The organism is Paenisporosarcina sp. P4_E4_2 (assembly GCF_056401595.1).
Map to the genome: position 1 here is coordinate 14,888 of NZ_JBFUJC010000001.1, position 26,049 is coordinate 40,936.

24 protein-coding genes are annotated in these 26,049 nt (G+C 34.7%); all 24 read right to left on the reverse strand.

Annotated elements, in window-relative coordinates; all coding sequences use genetic code 11:
* Nucleotides 1-24: 24 nt before the first annotated feature.
* The gene (locus tag AC1DSB_RS00100) at nucleotides 25-861 is read right to left on the reverse strand and encodes a peptidoglycan recognition protein family protein (RefSeq protein WP_477585336.1); all 837 of its coding nucleotides are present in this window, start codon (nucleotides 859-861) and stop codon (nucleotides 25-27) included.
* Nucleotides 862-908: 47 nt separating this feature from the next.
* Nucleotides 909-1,187: a phage holin gene (locus AC1DSB_RS00105; RefSeq protein WP_477533336.1), complete on the reverse strand. Its 279-nt coding sequence runs from the start codon at nucleotides 1,185-1,187 to the stop codon at nucleotides 909-911.
* Nucleotides 1,188-1,212: 25 nt separating this feature from the next.
* Complete coding sequence (locus tag AC1DSB_RS00110) at nucleotides 1,213-1,989, reverse strand: distal tail protein Dit (protein ID WP_477533335.1); 777 nt, start codon at nucleotides 1,987-1,989, stop codon at nucleotides 1,213-1,215.
* 40 nt (nucleotides 1,990-2,029) lie between these two features.
* Nucleotides 2,030-2,185 carry a hypothetical protein gene (locus tag AC1DSB_RS00115; protein WP_477585337.1) on the reverse strand — a complete coding sequence of 52 codons (156 nt, stop codon included), beginning with the start codon at nucleotides 2,183-2,185 and terminating at the stop codon, nucleotides 2,030-2,032.
* Nucleotides 2,185-2,553, reverse strand: coding sequence for a hypothetical protein (locus AC1DSB_RS00120; protein ID WP_477532806.1), 369 nt, complete (start codon nucleotides 2,551-2,553; stop codon nucleotides 2,185-2,187). Before AC1DSB_RS00120 ends, AC1DSB_RS00115 begins: the two co-directional genes overlap by 1 nt.
* A gap of 13 nt (nucleotides 2,554-2,566) precedes the next feature.
* On the reverse strand, nucleotides 2,567-6,619 hold the full coding sequence (locus tag AC1DSB_RS00125; RefSeq protein WP_477532805.1) for a DUF7359 domain-containing protein: 4,053 nt from the start codon (nucleotides 6,617-6,619) through the stop codon (nucleotides 2,567-2,569).
* 43 nt (nucleotides 6,620-6,662) lie between these two features.
* Nucleotides 6,663-12,524: a phage tail tape measure protein gene (locus tag AC1DSB_RS00130; protein WP_477585339.1), complete on the reverse strand. Its 5,862-nt coding sequence runs from the start codon at nucleotides 12,522-12,524 to the stop codon at nucleotides 6,663-6,665.
* Nucleotides 12,525-12,709: 185 nt separating this feature from the next.
* Nucleotides 12,710-13,801, reverse strand: coding sequence for a hypothetical protein (locus tag AC1DSB_RS00135; protein ID WP_477532820.1), 1,092 nt, complete (start codon nucleotides 13,799-13,801; stop codon nucleotides 12,710-12,712).
* Nucleotides 13,802-13,877: 76 nt separating this feature from the next.
* Nucleotides 13,878-15,371 carry a homing endonuclease associated repeat-containing protein gene (locus AC1DSB_RS00140; RefSeq protein ID WP_477585341.1) on the reverse strand — a complete coding sequence of 498 codons (1,494 nt, stop codon included), beginning with the start codon at nucleotides 15,369-15,371 and terminating at the stop codon, nucleotides 13,878-13,880.
* A gap of 113 nt (nucleotides 15,372-15,484) precedes the next feature.
* The gene (locus AC1DSB_RS00145) at nucleotides 15,485-16,042 is read right to left on the reverse strand and encodes a hypothetical protein (protein ID WP_477585343.1); all 558 of its coding nucleotides are present in this window, start codon (nucleotides 16,040-16,042) and stop codon (nucleotides 15,485-15,487) included.
* Between the two features lie 229 nt (nucleotides 16,043-16,271).
* The gene (locus AC1DSB_RS00150; RefSeq protein WP_477533208.1) at nucleotides 16,272-17,237 is read right to left on the reverse strand and encodes a tyrosine-type recombinase/integrase; all 966 of its coding nucleotides are present in this window, start codon (nucleotides 17,235-17,237) and stop codon (nucleotides 16,272-16,274) included.
* A 59-nt stretch (nucleotides 17,238-17,296) separates the two neighbouring features.
* On the reverse strand, nucleotides 17,297-17,767 hold the full coding sequence (locus tag AC1DSB_RS00155) for a hypothetical protein (protein ID WP_477533207.1): 471 nt from the start codon (nucleotides 17,765-17,767) through the stop codon (nucleotides 17,297-17,299).
* Nucleotides 17,767-18,303 carry a hypothetical protein gene (locus tag AC1DSB_RS00160; RefSeq protein WP_477585345.1) on the reverse strand — a complete coding sequence of 179 codons (537 nt, stop codon included), beginning with the start codon at nucleotides 18,301-18,303 and terminating at the stop codon, nucleotides 17,767-17,769. Before AC1DSB_RS00160 ends, AC1DSB_RS00155 begins: the two co-directional genes overlap by 1 nt.
* Before the next feature lie 148 nt (nucleotides 18,304-18,451).
* Nucleotides 18,452-18,685 (reverse strand): hypothetical protein, encoded by a 234-nt coding sequence (locus AC1DSB_RS00165; protein WP_477533158.1) that lies wholly within the window; start codon nucleotides 18,683-18,685, stop codon nucleotides 18,452-18,454.
* Nucleotides 18,686-18,752: 67 nt separating this feature from the next.
* Nucleotides 18,753-19,538: a hypothetical protein gene (locus AC1DSB_RS00170; protein ID WP_477533157.1), complete on the reverse strand. Its 786-nt coding sequence runs from the start codon at nucleotides 19,536-19,538 to the stop codon at nucleotides 18,753-18,755.
* A 31-nt stretch (nucleotides 19,539-19,569) separates the two neighbouring features.
* Nucleotides 19,570-20,301 carry a hypothetical protein gene (locus AC1DSB_RS00175; RefSeq protein WP_477585347.1) on the reverse strand — a complete coding sequence of 244 codons (732 nt, stop codon included), beginning with the start codon at nucleotides 20,299-20,301 and terminating at the stop codon, nucleotides 19,570-19,572.
* A 10-nt stretch (nucleotides 20,302-20,311) separates the two neighbouring features.
* Nucleotides 20,312-20,803: a hypothetical protein gene (locus AC1DSB_RS00180; RefSeq protein WP_477533482.1), complete on the reverse strand. Its 492-nt coding sequence runs from the start codon at nucleotides 20,801-20,803 to the stop codon at nucleotides 20,312-20,314.
* Between the two features lies 1 nt (nucleotide 20,804).
* Nucleotides 20,805-21,437, reverse strand: coding sequence for a hypothetical protein (locus AC1DSB_RS00185; RefSeq protein ID WP_477585349.1), 633 nt, complete (start codon nucleotides 21,435-21,437; stop codon nucleotides 20,805-20,807).
* A gap of 4 nt (nucleotides 21,438-21,441) precedes the next feature.
* On the reverse strand, nucleotides 21,442-21,774 hold the full coding sequence (locus tag AC1DSB_RS00190; RefSeq protein WP_477533321.1) for a hypothetical protein: 333 nt from the start codon (nucleotides 21,772-21,774) through the stop codon (nucleotides 21,442-21,444).
* Nucleotides 21,771-22,205, reverse strand: a complete 435-nt coding sequence (locus AC1DSB_RS00195; protein WP_477533320.1) for a hypothetical protein — start codon at nucleotides 22,203-22,205, stop codon at nucleotides 21,771-21,773. The genes AC1DSB_RS00190 and AC1DSB_RS00195 overlap by 4 nt, the downstream gene beginning before the upstream one ends.
* A gap of 16 nt (nucleotides 22,206-22,221) precedes the next feature.
* Nucleotides 22,222-22,848 carry a hypothetical protein gene (locus tag AC1DSB_RS00200; RefSeq protein ID WP_477585351.1) on the reverse strand — a complete coding sequence of 209 codons (627 nt, stop codon included), beginning with the start codon at nucleotides 22,846-22,848 and terminating at the stop codon, nucleotides 22,222-22,224.
* 79 nt (nucleotides 22,849-22,927) lie between these two features.
* Nucleotides 22,928-23,944, reverse strand: a complete 1,017-nt coding sequence (locus tag AC1DSB_RS00205; protein WP_477533330.1) for a hypothetical protein — start codon at nucleotides 23,942-23,944, stop codon at nucleotides 22,928-22,930.
* 40 nt (nucleotides 23,945-23,984) lie between these two features.
* Nucleotides 23,985-24,491: a hypothetical protein gene (locus AC1DSB_RS00210; protein ID WP_477585353.1), complete on the reverse strand. Its 507-nt coding sequence runs from the start codon at nucleotides 24,489-24,491 to the stop codon at nucleotides 23,985-23,987.
* 35 nt (nucleotides 24,492-24,526) lie between these two features.
* Entirely contained in the window at nucleotides 24,527-26,017 is a 1,491-nt protein-coding gene (locus AC1DSB_RS00215) for a hypothetical protein (RefSeq protein ID WP_477585355.1), read from the reverse strand.
* Nucleotides 26,018-26,049 lie beyond the last annotated feature (32 nt).

Consider the following 26,049-nt stretch of genomic DNA (forward strand, 5'->3'; position numbering starts at 1 on the left):
CTTACCTCGATTGTTGATTATAATTTACTCTTTAATGTCGCCTTGAATTAATCCACGCTTCAATGCAGTGTACAACAATCCAATTGCATCCGATTCAGTTAATTCACCGTTCAATAATTGTAATCTCCATTTAGCATCAATTCCGTCTTTTTCCTTAGATTCTAATCTACGTAATACGATTAGAGTGTCATTTAAGATATCCTTAGCAGTTGGCTTGTAAATAGGTTGTGTCATTTTATTTTCCTCCTTAATACTTGCAGGTTTCACAGGGATTACATTCACGGGCTTTTCAGCAACAGCAACACATTCCATATACTCATTGACGATATCGACTAGCAATTGTGCATACGATTTTTTTAATATTTTCAATGCGTTCATTGGGTCAACTTTACGGTCAGGATCAAGTAGGTGATGACCAATGAAACTCGTATAAGGATTCAATTTGAAGTTGTAAGCTAACCAAGCATTGAACCAGACATACTTGCGATAGGCTTCTAATGTACGAGTATAGTCATTAGGGAAATAGCATAATTCTACTCCAATAGCGACATCATTTGCATCGTCACCGAAGATTGCGTTATCTTTTTTGACGTTATACAGGACATGCCATGCTTTTTCAGGATTGTTTACAACTGGCATACAGAATACAATTTCCTTATCATCAATAAAAACTTGTGCTGAAGCTGCTTTTTCATTAGCAGTACGCTTATAATAATCAACGTTATTTTTAGCTGTAGAATACTGAGCTCCTGTATCGTGAACCACTACGAATCGAACGCTAGGCATCTTAATTCCACTTCTACGTAAAGTTCCTTTTTGAATGAAATCTTCACGCCATGTATATTTCATTTTAAATGTCATTATTCATCATCCTTTCTTTCTTAGACAAAAGAAAAAAGCAAGGAAGACTATTTCCCTGCTAATTGTTTTAACTCTTGTTCAGTTTTGTTTTCAGTTGCAGCTTTCTTCAATTGAGCTTTCTTGCTAACGTTATTATCCTTGTACCATGCCCATAGACCAGCAACAAATCCAGCAACCATAATTAAAATGTTTTCAAGTTGATGCTCATCAAAAGGTAGTGGTTCAATTCCTGCCATAACTAAAATTGTATTAATCAATGGTAAAGCAAACAAAGCAAGTCGCACCCAAGCCATTGTACCTTCTGATAATTTATTTTTATTTTCCATAATAAAACCTCCATTTTATAATTTATTAATCAGCTAAATAAACCTTCTCGAATTCAAATCGAATATCAAAATCTCCTATGAAACTTAGGAAATTGTCTCCTTCAATTAATTCAAGCCAAACGTCATTGTGGTCGTCAAAGTGGTATACACCTAAACTTTCAAGTGATGATACGATTTCTAAATTCTCAAAGTCGATAAATACTTCCTCATCTAATTGCAAATTGTTAAGTATTACAAGTTGATTATTTGATTCATTTGCAATATTGATTGAGCCACTACTAACCTTTTTAGTAATCCAAGCTCTAGGCTTAATCGTCATATCACCTTCATTGTAAATCGTTGTTTCATTTGTTGGATTAGTTACTCTAACTTCAATTCCCTCAATTTCTTGAGTGTGACCATATGTGAAAGGTGAATTACATCGAATGTCAATTTCAACATAACCTTGTTTTGCACCATTATGTTTTAATCTTGGATCACCTTCAATGATTGCGTAGAATACTCGATTAGGATTCGTATCAAATATTAATGGTTTATAAAAATCTTGGAATAACCATCTAGCAATCTGCCTTAAGTTGTCTCGTTCTTGCCATTCACTAATAAAAATAGTCAAAGAAAAAGAAAGTGGTTCATATTCTACTCTCTGATAATAAGGTAAATGCTTTTTGGGTATTTTCACTTCAACGATACTTCTCTGTGGCATAAACGACTCATCGTATAATCCTCCATCAGGGGAGGCAATCATAACACCCATATCCTCAGATGAGATACCATCAAATGTAAAATTTATAGCTTCTCTCAATAAACTTCACCTCCATTCTTATACTTTATTATTTAATGAATTAAACAAGATTGAAATCAGATAATGATTCTGCACCTAATATTTGATTCTTCTCTGATTCAGTAATCCATCCTCTTGTGACTGCATATTCAAGTTGCACTACACCAACATTTTTAGTTTTGTCTAAGAAGGCTCTCAATAAAAATTCAAACATCATCATTGCACCCCACTAAACATCATAGTTAATAAAACATCTTCCAATGACTTTACTTCAGCTTCCAATTGCTCGACTGTTTTCTTAGGTGATTTGCCTTCGTTGACATATTTAACTAATTCATCTTTATTATTAAAATTGAAGGTGTCTGCATCGTTTGCTATTGTAGGTGCATCTGAAACTGTATATTCTAAGTTTTTATTTGCTAAGAAGTCTTTTGCTTTAGCTAATTCCGACTCATCATATATCTCTTTCTTGTCACTCACAAATCCTTCATAATATAGTAATTGTGCCAACTCATCGCCTTCAATAAGTGAATTCACCACAATATTCTTAATAGGAAACTGCGCCTTCCCGTCTACCACTTTCATATAACCACTCCTTTTATGCGATGATATTACCTTCGTTTACAGTACCAACACCAGCATCACTAATTGCTCCTGTTTTTCCTGATGTTCTTAGGTCATTATCTTTTACGATTGTTCCAGCTGCTGTATTGTTAATTTCAATCCCATATTTACTTTGATGTAAAACTGAGCGACAAGTGTTAGTTGATATTGTGTTACGATCACCTATTACTACAATATTGCTACGTTCGCCTCCCACTACAAGAGAGGTATCAGAAACATAATTGTTCGCAATGATGTGGTCATCGGTCACTACTTCTATTCCTTCTAACATTGTAATGGTGACTCTGTTTGAGGAAACATTATTTCTTTCTCCACGTACTCTAATCCCTACTCCAAGTGAGCAATTGTAGATGGTGTTATTTATCGCTTGGCTGTCACTTGATGATAGGTTGAGAGCTGCCGAGTATACTCCACTAATCTTATTCCCGTTGATTGTATGTCGGCTACCAAATGCAACAATACCAAACCAACAATTACTTATGTTGTTATTGATAATACTTGCATTGTTACAGTTGTTGTCGTTAATTTCAATTGAACCTGTTCCTCCAGCACCGAATTGGATATTGTTTAAGATGTTCTCTGAGAAAATGATGTCATTAGAATTAGAACCTGCTCTAAAAGCACCTTTTGAATCATGATATGAGCAATTGGTAACTAATAATCTACTACTCTCATAAACGTCTAATGAAAATGTGGCACAATTCAAAATATGAACGTTTGCGATTACACACTCTTGAGCTTTAAATAGTCGAATTGCAGTCATTGAATTATCCTCAGTGATTACATCTTTGCTCATTTGCATCATTAAATCTTTTATCATGATGTTAATATTGCCAGTAGTTGTATTTTCGTTTTCAATTAATCCACGATATTTTCCGATAGGAGTGCCAATTATAACTTGTTTCAAGATTGTAGATTTCCCTGTTCCAACTAAAGCTACATTGGAAGGGATTTTTATCGGTTTAGCACACTTGTAGATTCCTTCTTGAAGTTTAACAATTCCACCTGATTGCTTAATACTTTGAATGGCTGCATTGATTTTAATGTCAGCACCAACTAGCATATCGGCTACTGTAATAATAATATCTGCGGAATTGAGTCGAGGAGAAACCACACCATTTATTCCAACTTCAGTTCCGATGATAATTGACTCAGAGTTACGATTGAAACGGTCATACGGAGTTCCACCAATTGTTCCAGAAATATCACCTTCATAGCTGATGTTGGATTCAGGTCTATATGGGCTTTCTGTGAACAGGCTAGATGTTCCAATTGTAGAACGAATAATTCCTTCTGAGTTGATTGATGTATCTACATTTCTATAAGCGACAACACCAAATGTATAATACTTATTAGCAGTTACACCTGTTAAGATGAATGAACGACTTTTCTTATCCACTTGTTGTACGTAATCAGTAGTTAGACTAGGCACATGAGGTGTAGCAGAATCAGATGAGTAAACCAATACACCGAATCCATTTATTGGACTTTCTGGATTCTCAACGAATATCCACTCAAATGAAATGTCTACTGATCCATCTTTATTCTTAACATGGTCAATAGCTGTTCCATCGTTTGATACGGTTGGCTTAGAGATAGGATTGGGATTTCGTATTGATTTCCTTGTTTCTTCATCAGCATCTTTACCAGCCTGTGACTGTAAATCAATAATCTTATTAATTAATATTGATTTGGTGTTCTGCACATTTTCAATTGTAAAATCTAAATCTTCTTTGTCTTGAAAGTTTAAAGAAGAAGGATAAAAAGGCTGATTAATGAATGCAGAATTTAATGTCGACTCCAGTGATTGTAAGGCATTTTCATAAGATGTTTTCTCAGTAGTGATGCCCAGTGCTGTAGCAACGTCAACTAAATCTTTTGATTCCTTTTTAACACTAAGTAACATGGTTTCAAGCATATTTGCTTCAGCTAGTGTGATTAAGCTATCGTCAGAAAATGCAGCGATTTGGTCAAATAATTCTTGAGTAGTTTGATTCACTTCAATAATTTGATTATCAACATATGTCTTAGCATTATCTGCAACAACTTTATCTTTTTCAGTCATGATTTTTTCAGTAAGTATTGTTTTGTTTTGTTGTACTTGTTGGAATTTTAATTGGATTGCATCTCTGTCAGTGAGCAATATTGTGATTGGATAAGAAGGCTGATTAATCCATGTACCTAAAAGTGTTTCCAACTCATTGAATGATTGTAGGAAAGTGTCCTTTTCAGTTGTGATTCCAAGTGCCACAGCTACTTCAATTAAATCAGACGCTTCACCTTCTAATTCGTTTAGGCTAAGTTTAAGGAAATTAGCTTCAGCTTTTGTGATAAATCCATCAGCATATGAACGTTGCAAATCACGATTGAAATTGTCCAATGATTCTTGTGCTTCTGAAATTTGCTCATCAATATACTTTTCTAAATTTTCTCCAATGTCATTCCAGTTGCCTTTGTTGATATCTAATACGTCAGCAGCATTTTCAGACTTGTAGAGCCTTCTCATCATCCGTCTTTTGATATCATTAACTTCTAGCAAGTTCGAAACAACAACACTAATACTGTCACCGTCAAAGTCAAATGTAGCTTCAATTAGATTTGCTTTTAAGTCGATACCCATTTCTTCTTTTTTGAATCTAATGGAGTCTCCTAGAGAGAGCTTATTCCAATTATTTTGCTCAGTGATGACTGAAAGGAAGTTGATGATATCTACACTTAAAGACATAGGAGGGAATTTTCTTCTTTCAAATTCTTCAAGTCCTGCTGCATATAACATCTGGTCGTCATAGTGATTACTATCTGACCACTCATCTTCTTCAATAAACTCGATTAACTCTGATAATAGTTCAGGAGTGAAGTTGTTTTCTTTTGAAATGGCAATTCTTAAATCAGAAATGACTACATTCTTTGCATTTAGCTGTGCTTGTATTCCACTTATTTCATCTTTCTTGGCATTAACTTCACCAGTTTTATTTGCAAATTCAATATCAAGTGTGTCTGTGCTACCACCGTATTGTTTCTGCACTTCAATTGCGTCTGCAATAACTTGTAAATCAATCTCTAACACATCTAATGCGTTTTGTGCTGGGATTAGCTGTGCTTCAATTACAGCCTTTTCATCAAGCAATGTGTCAAAGTTGCCTTTATTGCTAAATAGCAAATCCTGATAATCTAAGATTGCATGACACAATTCATCGCTCATGTAATCTGAATGACTAATTACAGTCCTTTGCTCATCTCTTGCAAATGGATATAAGAAGTAACTAAAATCCTCAATGTATGATTCACCTGTTAAGCTAACACGATTGATGGATAAATTGTCTTTCCCATATACATTTAAGTGAGTGCAAAATTCTGTGCTATCACTCTCTCTGAGAAATGACTGTAAATACTTCTGATCGCTCACAGTTAAGCCTTTATTAGCACCAATTTCAACTTCTTTGTAAAAGTTGATTTGCCTATTAACTGTGTCAAACTGTGCAATGACCTTGAAACTTTCACCAATTTCAGTCAACGCTTCTAAAACAGATTTAGTTGAAATATCAAACGACCTTCTTGAAGCGAGTATTCCACCAAGACTTTCAGGTATCCTGTTTATTGTCCAATTTGTATTATCTAACACATCAGCACATGCTTCTGTAATTGTAATTGCTTCTTTTTTATAACTCCGTATTTTTCTACGTCTCAATTCATTCTCAAGGGATAGACATTGAACGGATATATGATTGACATCATCTTGATCTGATTCACTAGGAGGTTGGATAACAAAATAAGATTCAAATTCACCGTACACAAGTTTAATCAGATATTTGAATTTGATGTTATGAATATAAGGATTGGCGACAATGCTATTTCCTCTTGCAACTTTATACGGAATGTTGAATAATAATTCATTCATACCTTTTAACTTGATGGAAAGGCTAGCACCGTAGGCATCGCTAATTTTTGCTATTGTATTTTTATTCGGCTTACACAAATAAAAGGACGGTTTTAATGGTTGTTTTGTTAAATCAATATTCCAATACAATTTATTATTGCCCCCTTTGTCTCTAAAAAAAAGAGACTGAGGCTTATTTGCCCCAATCTCTCATAATTCCATCCATTATTTTAAATGTTTCATTGGCTATTTGTTGTCCAGCCTGTTTGCTTCCACCTTGTACAGTTACATTGATTACAGGACTTAGTGAATAATTCGTTCCGCCTTTAGCAATCAAAGGAGGAGGGGTTATTGACTTCAATAAGTTTTGCATGTTCGGCAAGAATGCTCCGATTAGATTCTTCTTAGGAATGAATAGTTCGCCAATTTCAGCTTTAACCATCGTTTCATTCATTTTTGTATTGAACAATTTATTTGCCTTCTGTACAATACTGTCGCTACTTCCTCCAACAATACCACCTTCATGGAATGTCATTGGATAGTTTTTCAACTCATTGTAACTTCCATCAGGGAATCCCCATTTGCTTCTGAAAGCTGCATTTTCTTTTTTCAGTTTTTCTAAAGTTGTTGGTGAAGGATGTGAAGTTTCAGCTACATATTTATTATTTAAGTAAGCTCCCCAATCCGATTTCTTTTGCTTATTCGGTTGTGTTCCTCCAGTTGAACCCCCAATGCTTCCTAAGTCGCCTAAGCTTCCAGTTGCAGCAGCAATAAGATTCAACAGTTCAGTCCAACTTAACGATAGCTCTGAAATTGTGGTTTGATTCATCCTCTTAAATTCAGCTAAGAATCCTTCGATTCCGTTCTTGGCGTTCTCAATATTACCATCAATAATGCTTTGTCTAAGAGTAGCGAAGTAAGCCTCATTATTGATTAATTCGTTATAGTAATATTCCATGTCTGCCTTTTCACGTTCAAGCCTTTTTTTATTGTATTCGTAAGAGTCTTCTTCAGCTTTCTTCTTGGCTTCAGTTTCTTTTCTGAAAGCTTCTAATTGGTCATTCAAGCCTTTTTTGCGAAGTTCGTTTTTACGACCATTTTTCTTCTCATCAATTTCTTCAGTAATGTCAGCTAACTCTTGTTCAAGTTCCATTCGAGTTGCTTGGTCAGCTAATGAATCAGAAAGACTTAGAGAACTAATTCTTCCTTGTAATGCTAATTGACTATCTTGAAGTTTAGACAACTCTTTGTTGTATTGATCCTCATTGTCTTGGTCATCTAACAATTGCAATTTTTTATTGATTACTTCTTCAAATCGGTCTAAATCATCATCGTATTGTTGCATCCGTACTTCATTAATTTCTTCAAGTCGTTCGATTTCTTCATCTTTTTGTTTAGTTGCAATGTCACGTTGCATTTCATAAGCACGTTTAATGGTGTCAATTGCCTCGTCTGCTATGCTTGAGCGATATTGATTGATTGCGTCTTCAGCACCTAGTATCGCTAAAGTGGTTTCATTCAACTCTTTCTGATAATCTTTTTCTTGCTGAATGCTTAAGTCTTCAGTAGATAAAAGCTTTTGTAGCTCTGCTCTCTTGGCTTCTAATTGGTCTTTGTTTTCATTTAATAGTTCAGTTTGATACTTTGTTTCATTGTTGTATGCKTCAGAACCTTTTACTAACGTAGCTTGGATTGCTTGTGAGCGTTCAATTTGATAAGTGTTTTCTTCAATCGCTTCAGTATAACGACCCATAATTGAAGCAATTTTATCATAAGCAATTTGCTGGATTTCAGTGTTTAAGGAAGCCATTTCTATTTTCAATTCTTCTGCTCTAGCTTGCATTTCAGCCATACCTGCTGCTGACAATTTTCCTCGTGCGATTGTGCCATTGATGTATCTTAATTCTTGTTTATTCGCATCCTGTTTATATTCTAAGAATTTTGCTTGTCTTTCAAGTGTAGCAACATAGCGTTGAGAGGTATTATCCAATGTCTCAAGTTTGGCGTTTTCATAATCCAACACACGTTGGTATTTCTCTCGTGAGTTTTCAAATTCAGCTAGTCGTGAATTGACTGCATCTAACTCTAACTGGGAGATTAATTGCTGTACATTTGCAATGTCACCTTGAATACCTATTAAATCTGATTTTGCTTGGTCAATCGCTTGTTGAGTATTTGCTACACTAGTTGATCCTGATGTGCTTGTTGACTTAACACCACGTTGAGCATCAGCAATATATCCACTAGGCTCGATAATCTGACCATTTTTAGTAGCCTCATAATGCAAGTGACTTCCAGTAGAACCACCTGTAGAGCCTATTGTCCCAATCTGCATACCAGCAGTAATAGTCGATCCTAGTTTAGCCATCGCTTTATCAAGATGAGCATATAGATGTTTAACTCCACTGTCGTCTTGAACAACAACTAAATTACCGTATGAGGAGTCGTATCCATTTTTAGCAGCATTGCCTGAAGCAATTACTTTACCAGACACATTTGCATCTAATCTTGTTCCTAATGGTTGTGCGATATCTACACCACGATGTTTACGAGTCCCTCCACCACGAGAGTCGCCTAATTCTCCAGTCCGTTTACCTGTCCAGCCTGAAAGCCTCTGAGTAGAAGTAGCAGAAGAAGAGCTAGTTGATACCATACCTGTAGCTGCAATTTTTCCTGATTTAATCTGTCTCTCTAATTCGTTTGCTTGTTGTTGTAGAATTTTCGTTTTGTCTTTTTGTAGTTTGATTTCCTTTTGTAAAGAATCTCGATGTTGTTTAGAGTAGTCAGGAAATTTAGCTTGTAATGCCTGTTGTTTCTCAATCTCTAAGTTAATTTTCTCTAGTGCTTGTTTATATTTATCTGAAACGTAAATGGACTCTTTTGTTGTTTTGTTTGCGGATTTAGAAGCTTTCTCAGCTTTTTGTGTAGCTTCATAAGAATCGAGTGTTGAACCAGTATAACCATTCATCTCTGACACTAGAGAGTTAATCTCACGAGTTAAATCAATCGTTGCATTAGATTGTTCACGAGCAAAACCTGCAAATTTCTGAGCCTTAATGAAAGCATCTTCACTCATGTTACCTTGAGCCGAACGATTTAATCTTTCTGCTTCAGCAACAGCATTTTGTGAGAATTTATTGTAAGCTTGAACCAATTTAGACAATGCGATTAATTCTTGTTTAGCATTATCAAGTCGAGCTTTAGTACCCATAGCTGAGTTATACGTCATTGTTTGTTCTGCGTTTAATTTGCCATCTTTAGCAAGTTTAATGACTTCCATCAATTGCTCATTAGCTTTAGTTTCAGCCTTAAGCATGTATATTTCATTTTCAGATGCAACAATTCCATTTTCTCTTACTTGGAAATACTCTGGATACAATGCGAGGAGTTTTTCTTTTGCGTCTGCAAGGAATCCTTCTTCTTGTGCTGTTAAATTAACTTTATTCGCTAAAGTGTCATATAGGAAGATAAGGTCATTAGTTTCAGAAAGTTGAGCCGATGATACACCGACTAGTTGTTCTTCTACTGATTTCAACTCTTGCAAATTGGCTAAATATTTTTGCAGTTCTTCATTGAGTTCTGCTGTACCGTCTTCTAAATCACCATTGATTAAATTTTGATTTCTTGCTTGTTCAATAGAAATTCCTTGAGCATCAGCAACTTGTCTAACTTGTGATTCTTGAAGTATTAGCTTTCCAATATAAGCATCAATGGATTTCTCAATGTTTTTATACTGTGCAGATTCGCTGCTTAAAGCATTGCCTTTGGAGTCCTTAGCATTAAGTAACAATGTTTCTTTTAGCTTTTGTCCGACTTGTTCTAAATTTTCCTTCTGTGTTTCAAAATCGTCACTAGAAGAATTAACAAAAGTCGATATAGCGTCAGTTGCATCATTTAAGTTTTTCTCGAAACCTTTCGAATCAATTCCATCGAAAATAGTTGCGATGCTTTCAGATTCTTTCATTGACTTAGCCATCAAAGTAGCGTCGTATAAAATTCCTTTAGCTAAATCTCTGGAAGACTGTGAAATTTTTTCGTTTGCTTCAATACGTTTTTCTGCACTTTCAGTAGCTTTAGTAGCAACATAAAGCTCTGCTGATTCTGCTTTATTTTGATAAGTTAAATATTGATCAGTTATTTTAGTTAGGTCATCTATTGTGTCCTGAACCTCAAGAACTTTCGGGGAGTTTTTATCACTTCCACCATCTATAAGTTTACGTTTAACATTCTCAAAGTGCTCAAGAGCTTTTTGCATATCCTCAAGGTTTTTAATCTCTTCTTTGTATGCGAATCCTGTTAAGATATTTCCAGCTTTATTGCCGAATTCAGTAGCTTTAGCATCAGCGATTGCTTTATTACCTTTAGCCGATTTCTTTGACTCTTCAAGTTTCTCTGCGTCGGCTTTAGTTTTTTGAGCATCTGTTAATGCTTTTTCGGCTTCAATTTGACGTTCGATTAATCTAATGCGACTCTCGATTAAATCTGCGTTTCCAAGAAGTTTATTCCCATAAGAATCTTCACCTTTAACAAGGCTAGGCATAATCTGAGCTAATTCATTTTGAACACTGTAGTATTTCTCTTGAGTAGCAGTATCAGGCTTCCCTTTTTTCATTGCTTCTTCAAGCTTGCCGTATTCTTCAACTAATGAATTGACTGTATCTTTATTACTTAAATATGAGTCTGCAAGTTCACGATTCTCTTGATTAATGGATTCTTGCATTTCACGTTGTCTGCCCATGCTGCCGACAAATGCTTCAGTTGCGTATCCTAATGCGACTAATGCAATACCCACACCAGTAGAAGCTAATAAGCCTTTTAAGGCTGTACTGAATACTCTTGTTGCTCCTGCTGCTAATGTTGATGCTGTAGCTGATGCTTGTGCCGCACCCTTAAATCCTAATAAGCTAACAGTTGTTGTTCCTATTGAGCCTGTCAAAGCTTTAAATCGAGAAGATAACAAGAACATTGCAACACCCGTTGCTCCAAATAACGCAGGAAGAACACCGAATTTATCTACGAATTTTGTGATATCTCCTAGGACTTCTCCAAACACTTGTATTCCTTGAATCATACCTTCAGTAAGGAATGCGTCTCCAAATGCTAAAGCTAATTTCTCAACTTCTACACGAGCAAGGTTGATACGGGCTTGCAGGGATTCCATGTAACGTTCGTTTTCTTCATTAGCTGATCCTGCTGAGTTTACTGATGACTCGTACATACTTCTGTACATTGAATCTGCTGATCCTAAATCATCAAGCAAGGATTGCATCCTACTGATATGGTACTTGCCCGCTAAACCTTCAACTACTGCTATACGTTCTGTATCGGATATACCTTTAACCTTTTCCGCAACCTCAGTGTAAACTTGGATAATGTCACGTAGATTTCCTTTGTTATCCGTTAAGCTAACTCCTAATGAACCTAATGCGTCTTGTGCTGGCTTTCCAACTAAACGAGGAAGGACTGCTTTTACAAAGTTACCAATTTCATTACCTGATTGTTTGGTAGACGCTGTTACTGTTCCTACAATTGCATTTAACTGATCAAAATCTAATCCCATTGCTCGTGCTGTCGCACCAGCTCTAGCTTGACCCTGAGCAAGTTTCTCAGTTGTGGTCGCATATTTATTTGAAATTTCATTCCACGAATCAATAATACCCATAGCATCTTTAGCGTCCATTTTCCATTGGATTAATGAAGCTGTCATGTATTCAGATGCTTTTTGTGCAGTGATGTCACCTACGTTGGAAGCTACAAGTCCAGCATCTGCAAGTGTTCCTAACTCTTCACCTTTGAATCCTTGTCGTGCAAACTCAGTGTAAGAATCTAATACTTGACTAATTGACTGACCAAACTTTTCAGCAGATAGTGTTGCTCTGTCAAATAAAGCTTCAAAATCCGTACCCTCCGACATAACTTTTGCAAGGTCTGTCATTTTCGTATCAATGTCTACTATAATACTCATGAATTCATTTGCTGTTCTAAAAGCCCCGTAGAATAAAGTTGATGCTGCCCATTGGTATTCGATATGAATCGCTAATTCATACCCGTTCATTTGATGAACCGCTCATAGTCGCCTATGAGATTAGACTATATCTTCAGTCAATATGACTGCCTTCCGTTTCGAAATCGCTTGATTCCTACTCTACTCACTTCCATCTTAAAGATGTGTTTTCGATAGTCGTTACACACGGCTCACGCCTTGCTCGGTATTGTCTCATAATTGAGGTATCCACCGAATTAGGAAGGTTTTACTTGAACTAGCAAATTAATCCAAATTGGAAATTTCTCCATCGCAACACGGAAACTATCCATGATTCCCATTGAACTACGGGAAGCCTCTGCTGCCACAGTTTTCATTCGAGTAAATTGAGTATTAATATCAAATAGATTCTGCTTGAAATCTTTAGATGCAGGATTCAGTTTCTGATAATTTACTAATAGCTCATTCGCTTGATTCATATCAACAGTTTTTGCGTTAGTTTTCATTGTCTTCTCAACAGCTAATACTTGTTTTTGGATAGCTTGTTGATTAGCAATTAGGCGTTTCTCAATCTGTTCTCTGTTGATTAATTCCTTATTAGCACTCTTGGTTGCAGCTACCATTTCATTAAGTTGTTGATTAGCTCTACTAAAGCCACTTGTTCCAACTGCATTTTTTATAGAATTTGCTAACTCAGTGAATTGATTGGTTGTAATCTTACCTTCTGATAATAGCTTGTTCATTTTAGCAATTAATTCATTACTGCTTTTAGCTGCGTTAGATAGCTGTTTGTCTGTTTCTTGTATAACTTTTGGCATCCATACGAAGTCTGTTTTATCAGGCGTTAGTTGCCTAATAACTTTTTCAAACTCAATTGTTTCATTTTTACCTTCTTTTTCAATTGAGGCTTTTAGCTTATTTAACTCTTTTTTTCCATTAACAATATCATAATCAACTTTAATGGTTGCATTAAGACCGTTTAACTCTTTTTTGAGTGCGTCAACATCTGTAATACTGCCTTTTATGGCACTTTTAAAAGCCATTCCGAGCTTATCAGAAGCTATTTTCATCGCCTTAGTTATTTCATCTGCACTAACTGTAGCCATTTCCTTAGCTTCTTTTTCTACGCTTTTAAACTCTTTTGTCAGTTTAGAGAAGTCTAGGGTCGCTAAACGCTCCAGTGCTGAAATAGCCTTTGGATCAATTTTTATATCAATCTTAACTTGATCTAATTTCTTTTGGAGTTGGGCAATTTGTGCATTTAAATTGTCTTGGGAAGGTTTATCGTTCAGTCCTAAAATCACCTTAAGCTCAATTGCATTTCCAAGTCCGTTTGGTGAATTCGCCATTTAATTGCTCCTTTCTTAGAAAATAAAAAAGAAGCGTCTAATTAAAGACACTTCTTGATTTATTGCATATTTATTTTTATGAAACTTGTTTTAAGATCAATTCAATTCCGTGTTCTTTAAACTTATTTAGCAATCCGTTAAAATTGTTTTTTAAATCGTATGGGTATAGTTCAATAAGTGGAACGTCATTTTGTTTGCAAAGCATAATTTTTCTTTTTGTTTTATTATGGTATTCATATAAGTAATCACCATCTGTTGTCTCTTCAGTATATAAGCCGAAATACTCTACATATATTGTTTTTTCGCCTTCTATTTTCCAGTCGAATCTAAGTCTTTCAGATATATCCATCACTTCTTTATACGATGGTTCGCCAATAAATGTAATATTGTTTTCAATTAACAAGTTACTTATTTTCATTTCAGGCAATGAAAGACATCTATTATTTTTTATGTCAAAGTAAAATTTATTTGCTTCGCTTTCTAAAATTTCAACAGGAAGATACATTTTACAAATTTCAGTAAACTTTTTGTTTAAACGAATACTTAAATTTTCTCTTGATAAAAAGTTTCTTGTTTCTTTTTTATTTAAATGTTCTTGAAACTCCTCGACAGAAGGGATTCTATTTAATTCATTTGCTAATTCATTTAGATATTTAATACTGTTATCAGCAAATTCATCATAGTCATATTCAACTTCTGAGGAATCAATTAACCCTGCTTCAAATAGAGCCAGTCTATAAGATCCGAAATTTCTGGCAAACCAATCTCTAGGAACACCGTCTTTAGCAACGTCTAAAGAAGATGGAACTCTTTCTAGCTTTCCATACAAATCTTGCAGATATGAAATACCGTCATTTTTTGTAATCAATATGTTCTCAATTTTATTAAGTGGTAGGTCACATTCTTTCAATAGCTCTGTCCAGCTTTCCCAATAGTTAGAAATTGCAGTTTTGGAATAACTCAACTCATTATAATAAGGACTTCTTTCGTTTGTATTATAGAAAGCAATCACTTCATTTATTATAGCCTCTTTACTGTGGTCAAAATTGGTATTTAACTTTAAATTTATCATGGATAGTGCATTATTCCATGAGCCAAATCTTTCTAGGTAAACGTGATGACAAGGCAAATCTTTATTGCTATTTAAATCTTCACAAGTAGGTGTTTTACCTAATTGAATGGAAAGTTCTTTTAATTTTTCTAATAAGAATTCGTCATTAAATTTTCTTTTTGCTAAAGACTTATTCCTTTTTAGACCTAAAGAGCCAGCTTTCTTTTTTATTGTGTCCCAACTTTTTTTAATTATTAAAGAATCATTTATCTCTTCCCGAGAACAAATTTCATACTTTTCTCTTAGCATCTGTTCGTCCTGAAGTAACCAACCATGATCTCCAAAAATACCAGTATCCTTTAAGAACGTACTCCAATTTCCCCATGTTTGGATATAAGAAACAACACTTGGATAGCCATTTGCTTTTTTTAGTGCAGGGCTACTTGGGTAAACCCCATACTCATCAAAGTATCTGTGGAATTCGCTTATTAAAAAATCTTTATCAATTCCAATTTCCATAGAAATCATTACCCTCCCGTTATTGTTTATATTTTATTATCTCTCTAAAAACGTCCCTTAGCTATTGAGTCGTTTTTATGTGGTGCTTATTTAATTTGTATTATTAATAGCTCTTACTCAGCAAACAATTGTAACGCTTCCAGTTCGTCTAATAAGGTGTTCATTGAGTCTTCCCAATTTTGATATTCCTCTTTAGCCATATCACGATACATGAAGTCATTTGTTTTAAGGAACTGTCTTGTATACTCAATACGACTTTCTCCATGATAAACAAGTTCTGTCACCAGTTTATCTAGCTTAAACTCTACATCATTGTCAGGTATTTCATTTAACCCTTTAAGGTAAACAGCGAATTCATCAAGTGTTGCATTGTATGGTTCTTTCTGTGATTCATCCATAACGTTGTTTGGGAATAAATCAATGTTGTGTTGGCTTAGTTTTGTTGAGTATTCGATACTATCTGTAATAATACTTGCTAACATCAAGTAATACTCATCAGATACAGGCTTCTCTTCTTCTGTTAGGGATACGGATTCAACCTTGGTATCATTCCCCTCAGCTCCAGCTTCAGGACTCAATGTTGCATTCAATTCTTCCTCTGTACATGCAGACAATAATAATACTGATAATACACCAACTAATAAAAAACTCTTCGGCAACTTCTTCTTCATTTTAAATCCTCCAATTAGGTTTATATTTTATAATTACAATTTGAAATTTCAATTTATTGTATTATATCATAATCATACCCAATTGTGTGACTAATTAGACGATTTAAAATGAAGAAATATTATAATTTATTTATGGTATTATAATTTAATTTTTAGTAACTAACTTAGCTGAGATAAAACACTCAATCAGCAGTCTCGAAAGGGGAGGTCAAGACTGCCTTTCAGTGTTTTAGAATATATCATCCAATTCATCATCTGTATCTTTAATTACGTAAGTCTGGCTGGTTTCGCTTGACTCATGGTTTAAAAGAGATTTTACCTTGTCGATACTCATTCCATGATTCACAACCATATGTGTCGCTCTGGATCGTCTCAAACTGTGAGGAGCGAATCCTTCAGTGTTCATAATAGGATTAAACTTGTCAGTAAACCAAGAATTAAATGCAGCAGGGGATAGGGGTTCTACTCTTCCATCTTTGTATTTACGAACAAAAATTTCATCTACATCATCTTCTCCACGTTGTTCTAACCAATCTAATATAGCATTTCTTACTATATCATCATAAGCAAGTTTAATTCGCTTGCCATTTTTCCCTTTGCCCTTACCTCTAATTTCAGGAGTCATGTAATAATCCTTCTCCTTAATTTTTGGTAGCTCTAGGAAGCTCTTTTTAAACTGTGCAACTTCTGAACGTCTTGCTCCTGTGTAATAACTTGTTATTAGATAAGCAACCATTTGCAATTCATTTTGATCTCTTAATGTTTGGAGGAGTAGTTCAAATTCTTCTAATGGAATAGCTTTCTTCTCTCTTACAAACTCTTTAGGTGGATTGGCAACTGCCTTAGAATAAATGTTGCGAAACAGAGGATATTCATCTCCATAATACACTTCTAAATAGCCACACAAACTCGATACGGCTGAACGCTTAAACTTAACACCATTAGATGATAATCCAGCACTCATTAAATTATTTTGATACTTTAAAGCATCCCTTGCTTTCAGCTCATACAAAGGCTTGTTCATGCAATGCTCATGTACCCATGTAAAGAACACTGACAACGCTGAAGCATATTGTTTAAGCGTCTGGTCTGAAAGTTGTTGTTGATCCAAAAATTCTTTCATAATCATTTGATTGAATGGATTGATTTTTTCTTTAAACTCTAATTTAGGCATACTGATTAGTCTTTTCGTCATGTATTCACATCCATAATTTATTTTATAATTTACTATTTAAAAGAAGAATAATTTATTTCCTATTTAACCGTAAATCCTCTTGCCATTAATGCAGTCTTTAATGCTTCTAACAATTCAGTTGGATTAGCATTTAATCTGTCCACTGTTTCTTGTGCAAACGGACGAGGCTCTGACCATTCACCAACAGGATTGTTCCATAATTCTTTGATTCCATATTCAATCATGTCACCAATGAATTTACCTTCCATTGAATCTGCACCTTCAGTTAAGTTTTCAAAGGTAAGAAATACTTTACCGTCTCTAATTCCGTAGTCTGTGATGAAATAATTTCTCTGATCTGACAATCCATCCTCATCTCCACGTCTCTGATATTGAGTAGGCTCATAAGCACCGTATACAACATCTACAACTGCCTGTGACATTGTTTCAGCTAATATCCGTTCAATTGAAGCATCACGAGATAGAATCTGCATGACATTCTTCTGTAGATACAATTCCAACTCATCAAGATTATTGAACTTCTTAGCCATTAGACTTCAGCCGATTCAAGTTTCTTCTTGATGACAGGAGACTCAACTGAAGATAAAATTTGCTCACGAGTATGCTCATCTAATTGTGCTATTTGGTCGATTACTTGTACGAATGATTTAACTTTGTCTACAACCGCTAACACTTCATTTGCATCGTAAAGCTGATCAAAGAACAACTCGAATAATCCAGTTTCAACAATGCTATGGAACACTGGAATTTGCTCATCTAATTTATCTGGAATGTCTTTTCCTAAATGGCTATAGAATTTGATAATTAAGAAGTAAATGTACTGTAGAAACGAAGTGTCATTCTTGAAAAACCCTAAATCATTTTCTTCATCAAACAGTAAACTTTCGTATGCTTCCTTGAGCAACTTCTCAGTTGTAGCAGGATTAAACTTTTCATTGTAACGAATGACGATGTTATTTTCTTCATCGTAGACATAAGTTGATTGCTTGTTAATGTCTTTTTGTTTGGCTTGAATATCAGTTAATTTAATATTACGCTGACGTGGTTTTTTAGCTTTAGTTGACATTTTGATTCCTCCTTGTTTTCTGTTGTTCTATGTTTAAAAGAGAGTGCGGATAATCCTCTGCACTCTCAGTCAATTCTGCTGTGGTCAATAATATTAGTGATGGCACGATAAGTTAATATCGCACCATCTAACTATCATTGAATTATGATTACTTTAATTTCTCGAATTTTAAAGAGTGGACATCATCAATATCGCCTGTATACTTGACTTCAATTTGTTTGCCAGTAGAAAACAAGGTTCTATCTACACCATCTTCAAAATAGATACGCATACGCCATCCGTCAACGATAACAATTACTGAGACTTCTTCTACTTTTACTACCGTTAAAACAGAAGATTTCAGCGTAGCCTGTTCCACAATTTTTGCTGTAGTTTTAGTCACATTTTAACCTCCTAGTATAGAATAAGATATTTCTAACTTATTCTATACATATTCTAATAGTTTATTATTAAACGATAGCACCTTCATCATAAATTACAAGCTCCCACATGTCCGTATTTACTGGACTTTTTAGGATTTCTAATGGCAAAGTTAATACAGCAGGATCGCCATCTGCTGCGAAGTCTAAGTTAAATGAATCTTCGAATTTAGCATTCGGTATATTTAATTGTCCTTGGAAAGCTTTTTTCGTAAATTCGTCAACTACTAAAACATCAAGTGTGACACGGAATGATCCACCAAATTTATCAGAAGTTACTTTAATCGTCTTAGCATCTAATGCAGTCTCGACTTTATAATAAACCCGAACTTTAGTATTATTAACAACGCCCACATTAAACGTCAATTCTTTGGCTGCGATACTGAAATCATTAACATTTGTAGCAGGTGTGCCTAAAGTGTATTCTTTACCATTTGTTCCATCAGGGTTTACTTCATATACAGAAATTAAAGCACCTTTTGGTGTTTTTTGGAGCGATGCTTTATTTGAAGTAACTGTAATAACGTCTCTACGGTCAACAGTTTTTTTACCTTCTAAAATGTTATTACCTGTTAACATTGCTACTGCTTTATTATCGAAAATAGCATCTTCTAAATTGATTTTTGATTCACGGTTAGATGAGAATCCTACAAGCTTAGCGTTTCCTCGACCCCCACGAGCGTATACCGTCTCACCTGTTGTTTCTACACCACTTGTTTTTAAAGTAGTTAATGTTACGATTGCGTGTCCATCTGTTAGATCATAAAATGTAGCTTCTCCAGCTTCACGGATTGCCCAACGATTAGGTGTTGCCATAATTAAAATCATCCTTTTCTGTTATAATTTATTATTTAAAAATATTAGCCCAGTTGATGTCTTCAAGTTTTATCTTTTTCCCATCAACTGTGCCACCATATATTCCATTCATTGTATAGTGATAATTGTCAATTAACTGGAATCTGCCATATCCATCATAAAGCTGATAAACGTTCAGTTTGCTAATAAAGTCAAAGCTTTTTGTTTTCCATCCTACGGCAGAAATGATGCTGTGTAAGTTTATCTTTGGTTTTTTGAGCTTGGCTAATAAAGCCTTCTTGCGTTTTTGTTCTTCCATAAATTCTCTAGCTCTATCATTGCCCGCAACAATTTCGTCCTCTTCATTATCTTGAAGATTATTGGCTGTCTTTACTAAAGTTTTAATGTAATTAAATTTTTCATCAGTAAGAATCGTTTCCTCGCTTAGCTCATCAAAATAAATACATCCAATTTCCTCATCAATTATAGGCTGTTTATTGAAATGTAAATTTAGCGCACAAAAAAAAGCTTCCCTAAAAGAAGCGTCATGATAGACTATAGAATTCAATACTTGAAATTCTGTTAAATGTTCGATTTCTTCAGGACTTATTTCTAACCTACTTTTATCGAATAGTACAGAAGAGAGTGCAAAATTGTATTTGTTCTCAGTGAGTTCTACTATCTCCTTCAATGAAGGAACAAAGAAATCACCAATCCCTTCTACATGAACAGGCAAATTTAGTAGGAATTTTAAATGGATATCACCTTGTTGCAATACTTCCATATTCTCACCTCTAATAGCTTTCATTGCAGAATTCGTATATTAATCTGAAACCCATATAGCCTTTTGGCGCACCGATTGGAGATTTTTTTCTAAACAGAGTCTTACCAATACCACCAATTCTTTTATTGAAAATTAAATCGTTTATCTTGTCACAAATTAGCTCAAGTCTCTTATCTCTAATCTGAAAATCATTGTGAACAAACACATCAAAAACGTATTCTTGATTGCCAAATAAATAGTTTGTATTAGAAGACCTTCCAACACCTGCATAATAAAATACTCTACATATCGGTTCTTTCTCTAAATCGTCTACTTTAATAGTTGGTATTAGGTGATTGTCAACAATATCCCAAAGTTCGTCCTCTGGCATATCAAGGACATTTGGCTTTAAATTATCAAGAGGGTCATCAAATCTATTTTTAGGCGTATAATACAAAAATCTTAACAATTCTTCATTCATAAGTATTTTTTCAACTTCTATTGAATAGTCTTTTAGATTCATACTATGTCACCACCTCTGAAATTACAGTCGCAATACCTATCCCATCTATTACCTTAGTCAAATTTATATCAACAATCTTAAATTTAGACTCATACATATTAAATTCTCGATTTAATGATAGGTTACTTGATGAATCATATTTTATAGTAATTTTCAGACGACCTTCAGGGAGTAAGAAAGTACCATTGTTGTTAATAAAAGATTGATACTCTGCCAAGCAAGGGGTGTAAACAACTTCTTCTATTTCCTCGTAGAAAGGTCTATTATTATTCGGGTCATGTCCAATTAAAACTTTAGTAGTTAACGTTTTAGATAGGAACTCACTATTACACAATTCACCTGTTAATTCAGGATAAATCTCATCTCGTTTTCTGTCGGTTGCTAAGTAGGTAAATGTGTCGAAGTGAACATAATCGCCAACATTGATTACTGTATCTGGAAGAAATAAAAACTCCCTTTTATTGAATGAATCCTTATCGGATACAATACACGGAATAGCATCAATTCCATCATTCAATTTGACATACTTAAGAGAAGGGGAGTTCATGATTTGTTCAGTTGCTAGCTGTTTTGAGTTGTCAATAACATTTCCCGTTGCATTAACTCGATCTCTATAAGCCTGAAAATCACTCATACTCTCATTCTCCTTTCAATGTCTCATTTGGTAATACGTCAATTTGATTGTCGATTAGTTTCAACACTTTAAACGTTTCCTTTTTAACTCGCTTCTTATGTCCAACATTTAAAGTTTCAACTTTCATCTGTTCCAATGTGGCTAATGACTTCACATACCATATCCCATGTGGTAAATCTGCAATTAACTTTTTCAATCCATATAGCTCGAAACATACACTGTCGATGTATTCTGTCAGACACTCATTTTCTTCCTCATATAGAGGTAGGATTTTATACACTCTGTTCTTTAATTCAATTAGATACTCTCGGTAATCTCTCTGTGTAAGTAGAGTCATGATTTAAATAAATCCTTTAGGTTGGGAATGCTGTATAAATAGCGTGACACGAGTGTATTTGCTTCTGTATTAGTTTGGGATTTGATTTCAATTAATGCTTTGATTTTGTTAGCAGGGGAATGTGTTCTGTAGTCTTTAGAATTTAGATGTTCTTTAAGCAAACTGTCATGAATTAAGTGTGTACCCATGTAGACCACAACCATAAATTTAGCGAGTATTTGCTTTTCAATCATTGTTAAATCAACATTAAATTGATTCAATTCTAAATCGTAATCTGTTAAGTCTTGGCGACAATTTGAGAAGAATCCAGTTGCAGACATTAACCAAAGCTGAAGGTTAGCTTTAAGAGATATTTCAGGAATCTTTTCTAGGCTCTTGTCTGTGACTTGTGAAAGGAATAGGTTATATACGTCATTGAATGGTGTAGCCATTTAGATGCACACCTTTCTACTTATCAAGTAAATGTGCTAATTCAACACCAAGACAATCTTCTAATGTTTTGATTGTATTGTATCCGTCTAGCTTTTTGTCTTCAATTAGTTTAGCTGCTTGGCGACCTAAAGACTTTTTAATGCCATCTGGTAGTGGTGTTAGGGATTGTTTTAGCTCATGATTAGAATTAAACTTATCTAAATAATCTTCCATTGATTTGATTTCATCATATTTTTGATAGTGTGAAGTTAAATTTAGTGCCTCAACCACTTCTTCATCATCAATATAAATCCACATTTCATCTAAAAAGCGTTTTTGACGACCTTTCATAGATACTAATTCGCTGAATGTTATATATTGAACGTCGCCTTTAGAGCCCCATTCATATTCAGCTTTAGTGTTGTCTGCAACGAAAATCACAGAGTCTACCAATGCTACAACAGGAATTAAATCATTTAAATCAACAGTTGCTATAGATTTACGAATATTCTTCTTTGTTTCCACTTTATCTTTCACAGCTTCCACATTCTCATTAATATTTTCTGATGCCTCTACTGCTTGAACAGTTGGTTCAGAATCTTTAATAGGTTTATTTGTGGCTGTGCGTGGTTTCCGTGTATTTCTTGTCTTTTGTTCTGCCATTGTTTATTTCCTCCTTTTATTCAAAAAAGAGAAAAGATGATAAACATCTTCTCTCTAAAAGTTTATAGTTTATTTAATTTTAAGATAAAGTGTAAATACCAAATAATGAACTGAATACTGTTTTCACACCAAATTTTGTAAGGTATAGGTATTCAAATGACATATCATTATTTTCTTGCTCGTTTTCAGTTTGCTTCATGTAGTCATCACCTTCATAAACAACTTTAATGAATTGATCACCAGTTGTAGGCAATACTAAGATTTGTTTGTCGTCATAAGCAAATTCGAAAGTATTAGCTTTGTGCACAACTGGCAACTCAACAAGAGTCATTCCGTTATAAATCCCAATACGACCCTTTGTATTTTTGTCGACTTTCATTTCCTCAGAAATCCAGTTTACACTTGCTCCATTAATAATCGTTGATAATCCTTTTGTAGTACCAACTACGATAGCGTTACCAGCTTCAGCTCGAACGTGCTGGTATAATTCAATTAACTTATCTTCAGCATAAGTACCTGTTGCAACGAATTCAGCAGGTAATTGAGAAGATGTAGAAGCGAATGTAGCTGCAACTTCTTCGTATACTTTAAGTTTCAATGCTTGTGAGACTTTAGCCACTAAACGAGCAAATGAAACACGACCAGTCATGAAAGCTTCAAAATCAGCGTAAACACCTACAGAGTATGCTTTAGTATCGACAGAGAATTTTGTACCGCCTTCTAATTTTTGTCTGCGGATATTCCAGTGGTTACCTGAATGTTGAGATACAGTCAAGATAGCGTCATCTTCTAAATAGAATTCGTTTAAATCTCCACGAGCAATGTTTTTGATTTCAGCAAACTGCATGAAGAATTCATCTTCTTCCACGCCTTTTAAGAAACCTTCAGCAATTACTTCTGTTAAAATTTCAAATACTAGTTCACGATTGTGAGTGTTACGCATTGTTTTACGATTTACTTTTTCTACTTCTAGAACGTTGAAAAACTTTTCACGCAATTGAGTGTCAAAATCCTTACCTTCTGAAAAGTTTAATACTTGTTGTGGGTTACGTACGTAGTCCACGCATACTTTTACTAATTCTTGTTTAGATGTCATTATAATTTTCCTCCAATAATTTTAAGTTATAATTTATTAATTAAACAGATAAAACTTCTAATACTACATAAGTAGTAGCAGTTTGAGTAACGTTTACAGCTAAAGCTCCACCAACTGTTTCAAGTTTTACGACTTTTGCTTTAAAACCAGTTGCAGGTGGTGTTGCAGTAGTTTTTAATTTGTAACCACCAGCAGCAGCTACGATATCACCTTCAGCAGGTTCAGTTACAAATCCTTCTAGTGATACTGAAATTAATTTGTTTACTTCTGGTTTATAAGCACGAACAACCTCATCAGCTTTCATGAAGTATTCACTTTCTAGACCAGTGCCGATTCGATTATTGTCATATACGATTGCAGAGTTTCCGATAATTACTACTGAATCACCAGATGCAGGTGCAGCAACTCCACGAACATCAAGGTTAGCTTTCTCTACATCTCCTAATTTAGCTACGAAACCATTTTCAAATTCTTGTCCTACAGGAACACGTACTGAATAAGTTTCTTGTAATTTATTGTCTAAACGTAATACTGAGCGTTTTGCCATTTTAATTTTCCTCCAATAATTTTAATTATTATTTTTTAGTTAAAGAAACCCGCATATGGATTGTCTTTAACATCTTGGTTAACATTGATTTTAACTTTATTAACTGTTGATGCTGGTTTGCTTACTGAGAAGTTTTTCTTCCCAATTAATGCGAATAATTTTTCTTCTACTTTGTCTAACTCTGAATCTTTCATTTCTGTGAATACTTGAGCGAATTCATCATCTGACAACTTATCAGCAAATTTATCTTGTAAGTCTTCTTCTTCACGAGTACGTTTGTATTCAGTTAAGTCTTTTAGTTGTGATTGAAGTGTCGATTGTTCAACTGAGAAACGCTCTGAATTAATTGCAAACAACTCTTGAGCACCTTCAAATGCTACGTATTCAACTTTCACTTTATATGCTTGGTCAAGTTGTAATTCAACATTGTCGCCATTTAGTGTGAAAGGAGCTGCGTATAATTGATAATTCTCTTGAGTATTCTCAAAGATTACTAATGCGTCAGTATTATCAATTAAGTAATACTTACGACATTTATCGCCCCAAGAATCATGATAATGCTCTTTGCCAAGTTCTGATCGAAGTTGTTCACGTAATTGATTAGCGGTTAAAGCAAACTCTTTAGCTGGTTGAGTTTCTTTAACCTCAACTTCTGGAGTTGCTTCTGTAAACTCAGGAGCATCTTTAACTTCAGTTTCCTCATCAGTTTTTTCAACCTCAAAGTGTTCTTCTGTTTTTTCAACTTCTTGAACTTCAGTTTCTTCAGCTTTAGTCTCAGCTTGTTGAGTTTCTACAAACTCTTTTTCAACTTCCATCACTTCTGTTACTTCAGTTTTGTCTTCCATTCCTGTACCTCCTTGCTGAGAAAATAGAGTATAGAACTCTTGTAATTTATTCTCAATTGATTTTTGTAAAGCATTGTTTTCGGTGAATTGTACTTCTACTGTGGAATTCTGCATTGCTGGATTCACTCCAGTTCCAAGTAAACATGCACCGAAGAATGAAAACGTTTCAAAATGGAATACTCCATCTTTGTCTATAGTTCCTGTGTAATTATCGGATAACTCCATGCTTTGAGAAGTAATGCCTTTGCGAACCATAATATCGGTTGGGTCGCCCCATTTTGTCCACATTAAAGCATCCACAACTAAATACTCTTTCTCTTCACCACTATCGGTAACACGCATTTCCCAATGTGCGTTATTAACTTCTGGAATTACTCCTACAGCAGAACCTAAATATTTGAAATTATAGTCACCATCTTCTGAGCGATGAAGCACCATTCGATGGTCACTGAAATCTTGTTCGCCTTCTGAATTTTCTTCAATGAAGCTTAAAATTGGCGTATTTGCTAATGTAGGAATTGCTTTCTCGACTGCTTCCTTAGAGAAGGATGATCCGTTGAAGTTTAATCCTGTGTGCATGAGCCAAATTTTAACCTTTAAAAAACGTGAGTCTTCTTTCTCGAATTCTTCTAGCTTTTGAAAGATGACAGGAATTTGAGTGCTGATTTTCTTTTCTGTCACTGTCTCACCACCTTTCAAGACGATGTAATGGG

Coding starts and splice junctions, on each gene's coding strand:
- AC1DSB_RS00175 (WP_477585347.1), bottom strand. CDS start 20,301: ATGGAAGTATTGCAACAAGGTGATATCCATTTAAAATTCCTACTAAAT.
- AC1DSB_RS00135 (WP_477532820.1), bottom strand. CDS start 13,801: ATGGCGAATTCACCAAACGGACTTGGAAATGCAATTGAGCTTAAGGTG.
- AC1DSB_RS00120 (WP_477532806.1), bottom strand. CDS start 2,553: ATGAAAGTGGTAGACGGGAAGGCGCAGTTTCCTATTAAGAATATTGTG.
- AC1DSB_RS00195 (WP_477533320.1), bottom strand. CDS start 22,205: ATGGCTACACCATTCAATGACGTATATAACCTATTCCTTTCACAAGTC.
- AC1DSB_RS00160 (WP_477585345.1), bottom strand. CDS start 18,303: ATGTCAACTAAAGCTAAAAAACCACGTCAGCGTAATATTAAATTAACT.
- AC1DSB_RS00155 (WP_477533207.1), bottom strand. CDS start 17,767: ATGGCTAAGAAGTTCAATAATCTTGATGAGTTGGAATTGTATCTACAG.
- AC1DSB_RS00180 (WP_477533482.1), bottom strand. CDS start 20,803: ATGAATCTAAAAGACTATTCAATAGAAGTTGAAAAAATACTTATGAAT.
- AC1DSB_RS00100 (WP_477585336.1), bottom strand. CDS start 861: ATGACATTTAAAATGAAATATACATGGCGTGAAGATTTCATTCAAAAA.
- AC1DSB_RS00115 (WP_477585337.1), bottom strand. CDS start 2,185: ATGATGTTTGAATTTTTATTGAGAGCCTTCTTAGACAAAACTAAAAAT.
- AC1DSB_RS00105 (WP_477533336.1), bottom strand. CDS start 1,187: ATGGAAAATAAAAATAAATTATCAGAAGGTACAATGGCTTGGGTGCGA.
- AC1DSB_RS00190 (WP_477533321.1), bottom strand. CDS start 21,774: ATGACTCTACTTACACAGAGAGATTACCGAGAGTATCTAATTGAATTA.
- AC1DSB_RS00185 (WP_477585349.1), bottom strand. CDS start 21,437: ATGAGTGATTTTCAGGCTTATAGAGATCGAGTTAATGCAACGGGAAAT.
- AC1DSB_RS00210 (WP_477585353.1), bottom strand. CDS start 24,491: ATGGCAAAACGCTCAGTATTACGTTTAGACAATAAATTACAAGAAACT.
- AC1DSB_RS00140 (WP_477585341.1), bottom strand. CDS start 15,371: ATGGAAATTGGAATTGATAAAGATTTTTTAATAAGCGAATTCCACAGA.
- AC1DSB_RS00170 (WP_477533157.1), bottom strand. CDS start 19,538: ATGGCAACACCTAATCGTTGGGCAATCCGTGAAGCTGGAGAAGCTACA.
- AC1DSB_RS00200 (WP_477585351.1), bottom strand. CDS start 22,848: ATGGCAGAACAAAAGACAAGAAATACACGGAAACCACGCACAGCCACA.
- AC1DSB_RS00150 (WP_477533208.1), bottom strand. CDS start 17,237: ATGACGAAAAGACTAATCAGTATGCCTAAATTAGAGTTTAAAGAAAAA.
- AC1DSB_RS00205 (WP_477533330.1), bottom strand. CDS start 23,944: ATGACATCTAAACAAGAATTAGTAAAAGTATGCGTGGACTACGTACGT.
- AC1DSB_RS00145 (WP_477585343.1), bottom strand. CDS start 16,042: ATGAAGAAGAAGTTGCCGAAGAGTTTTTTATTAGTTGGTGTATTATCA.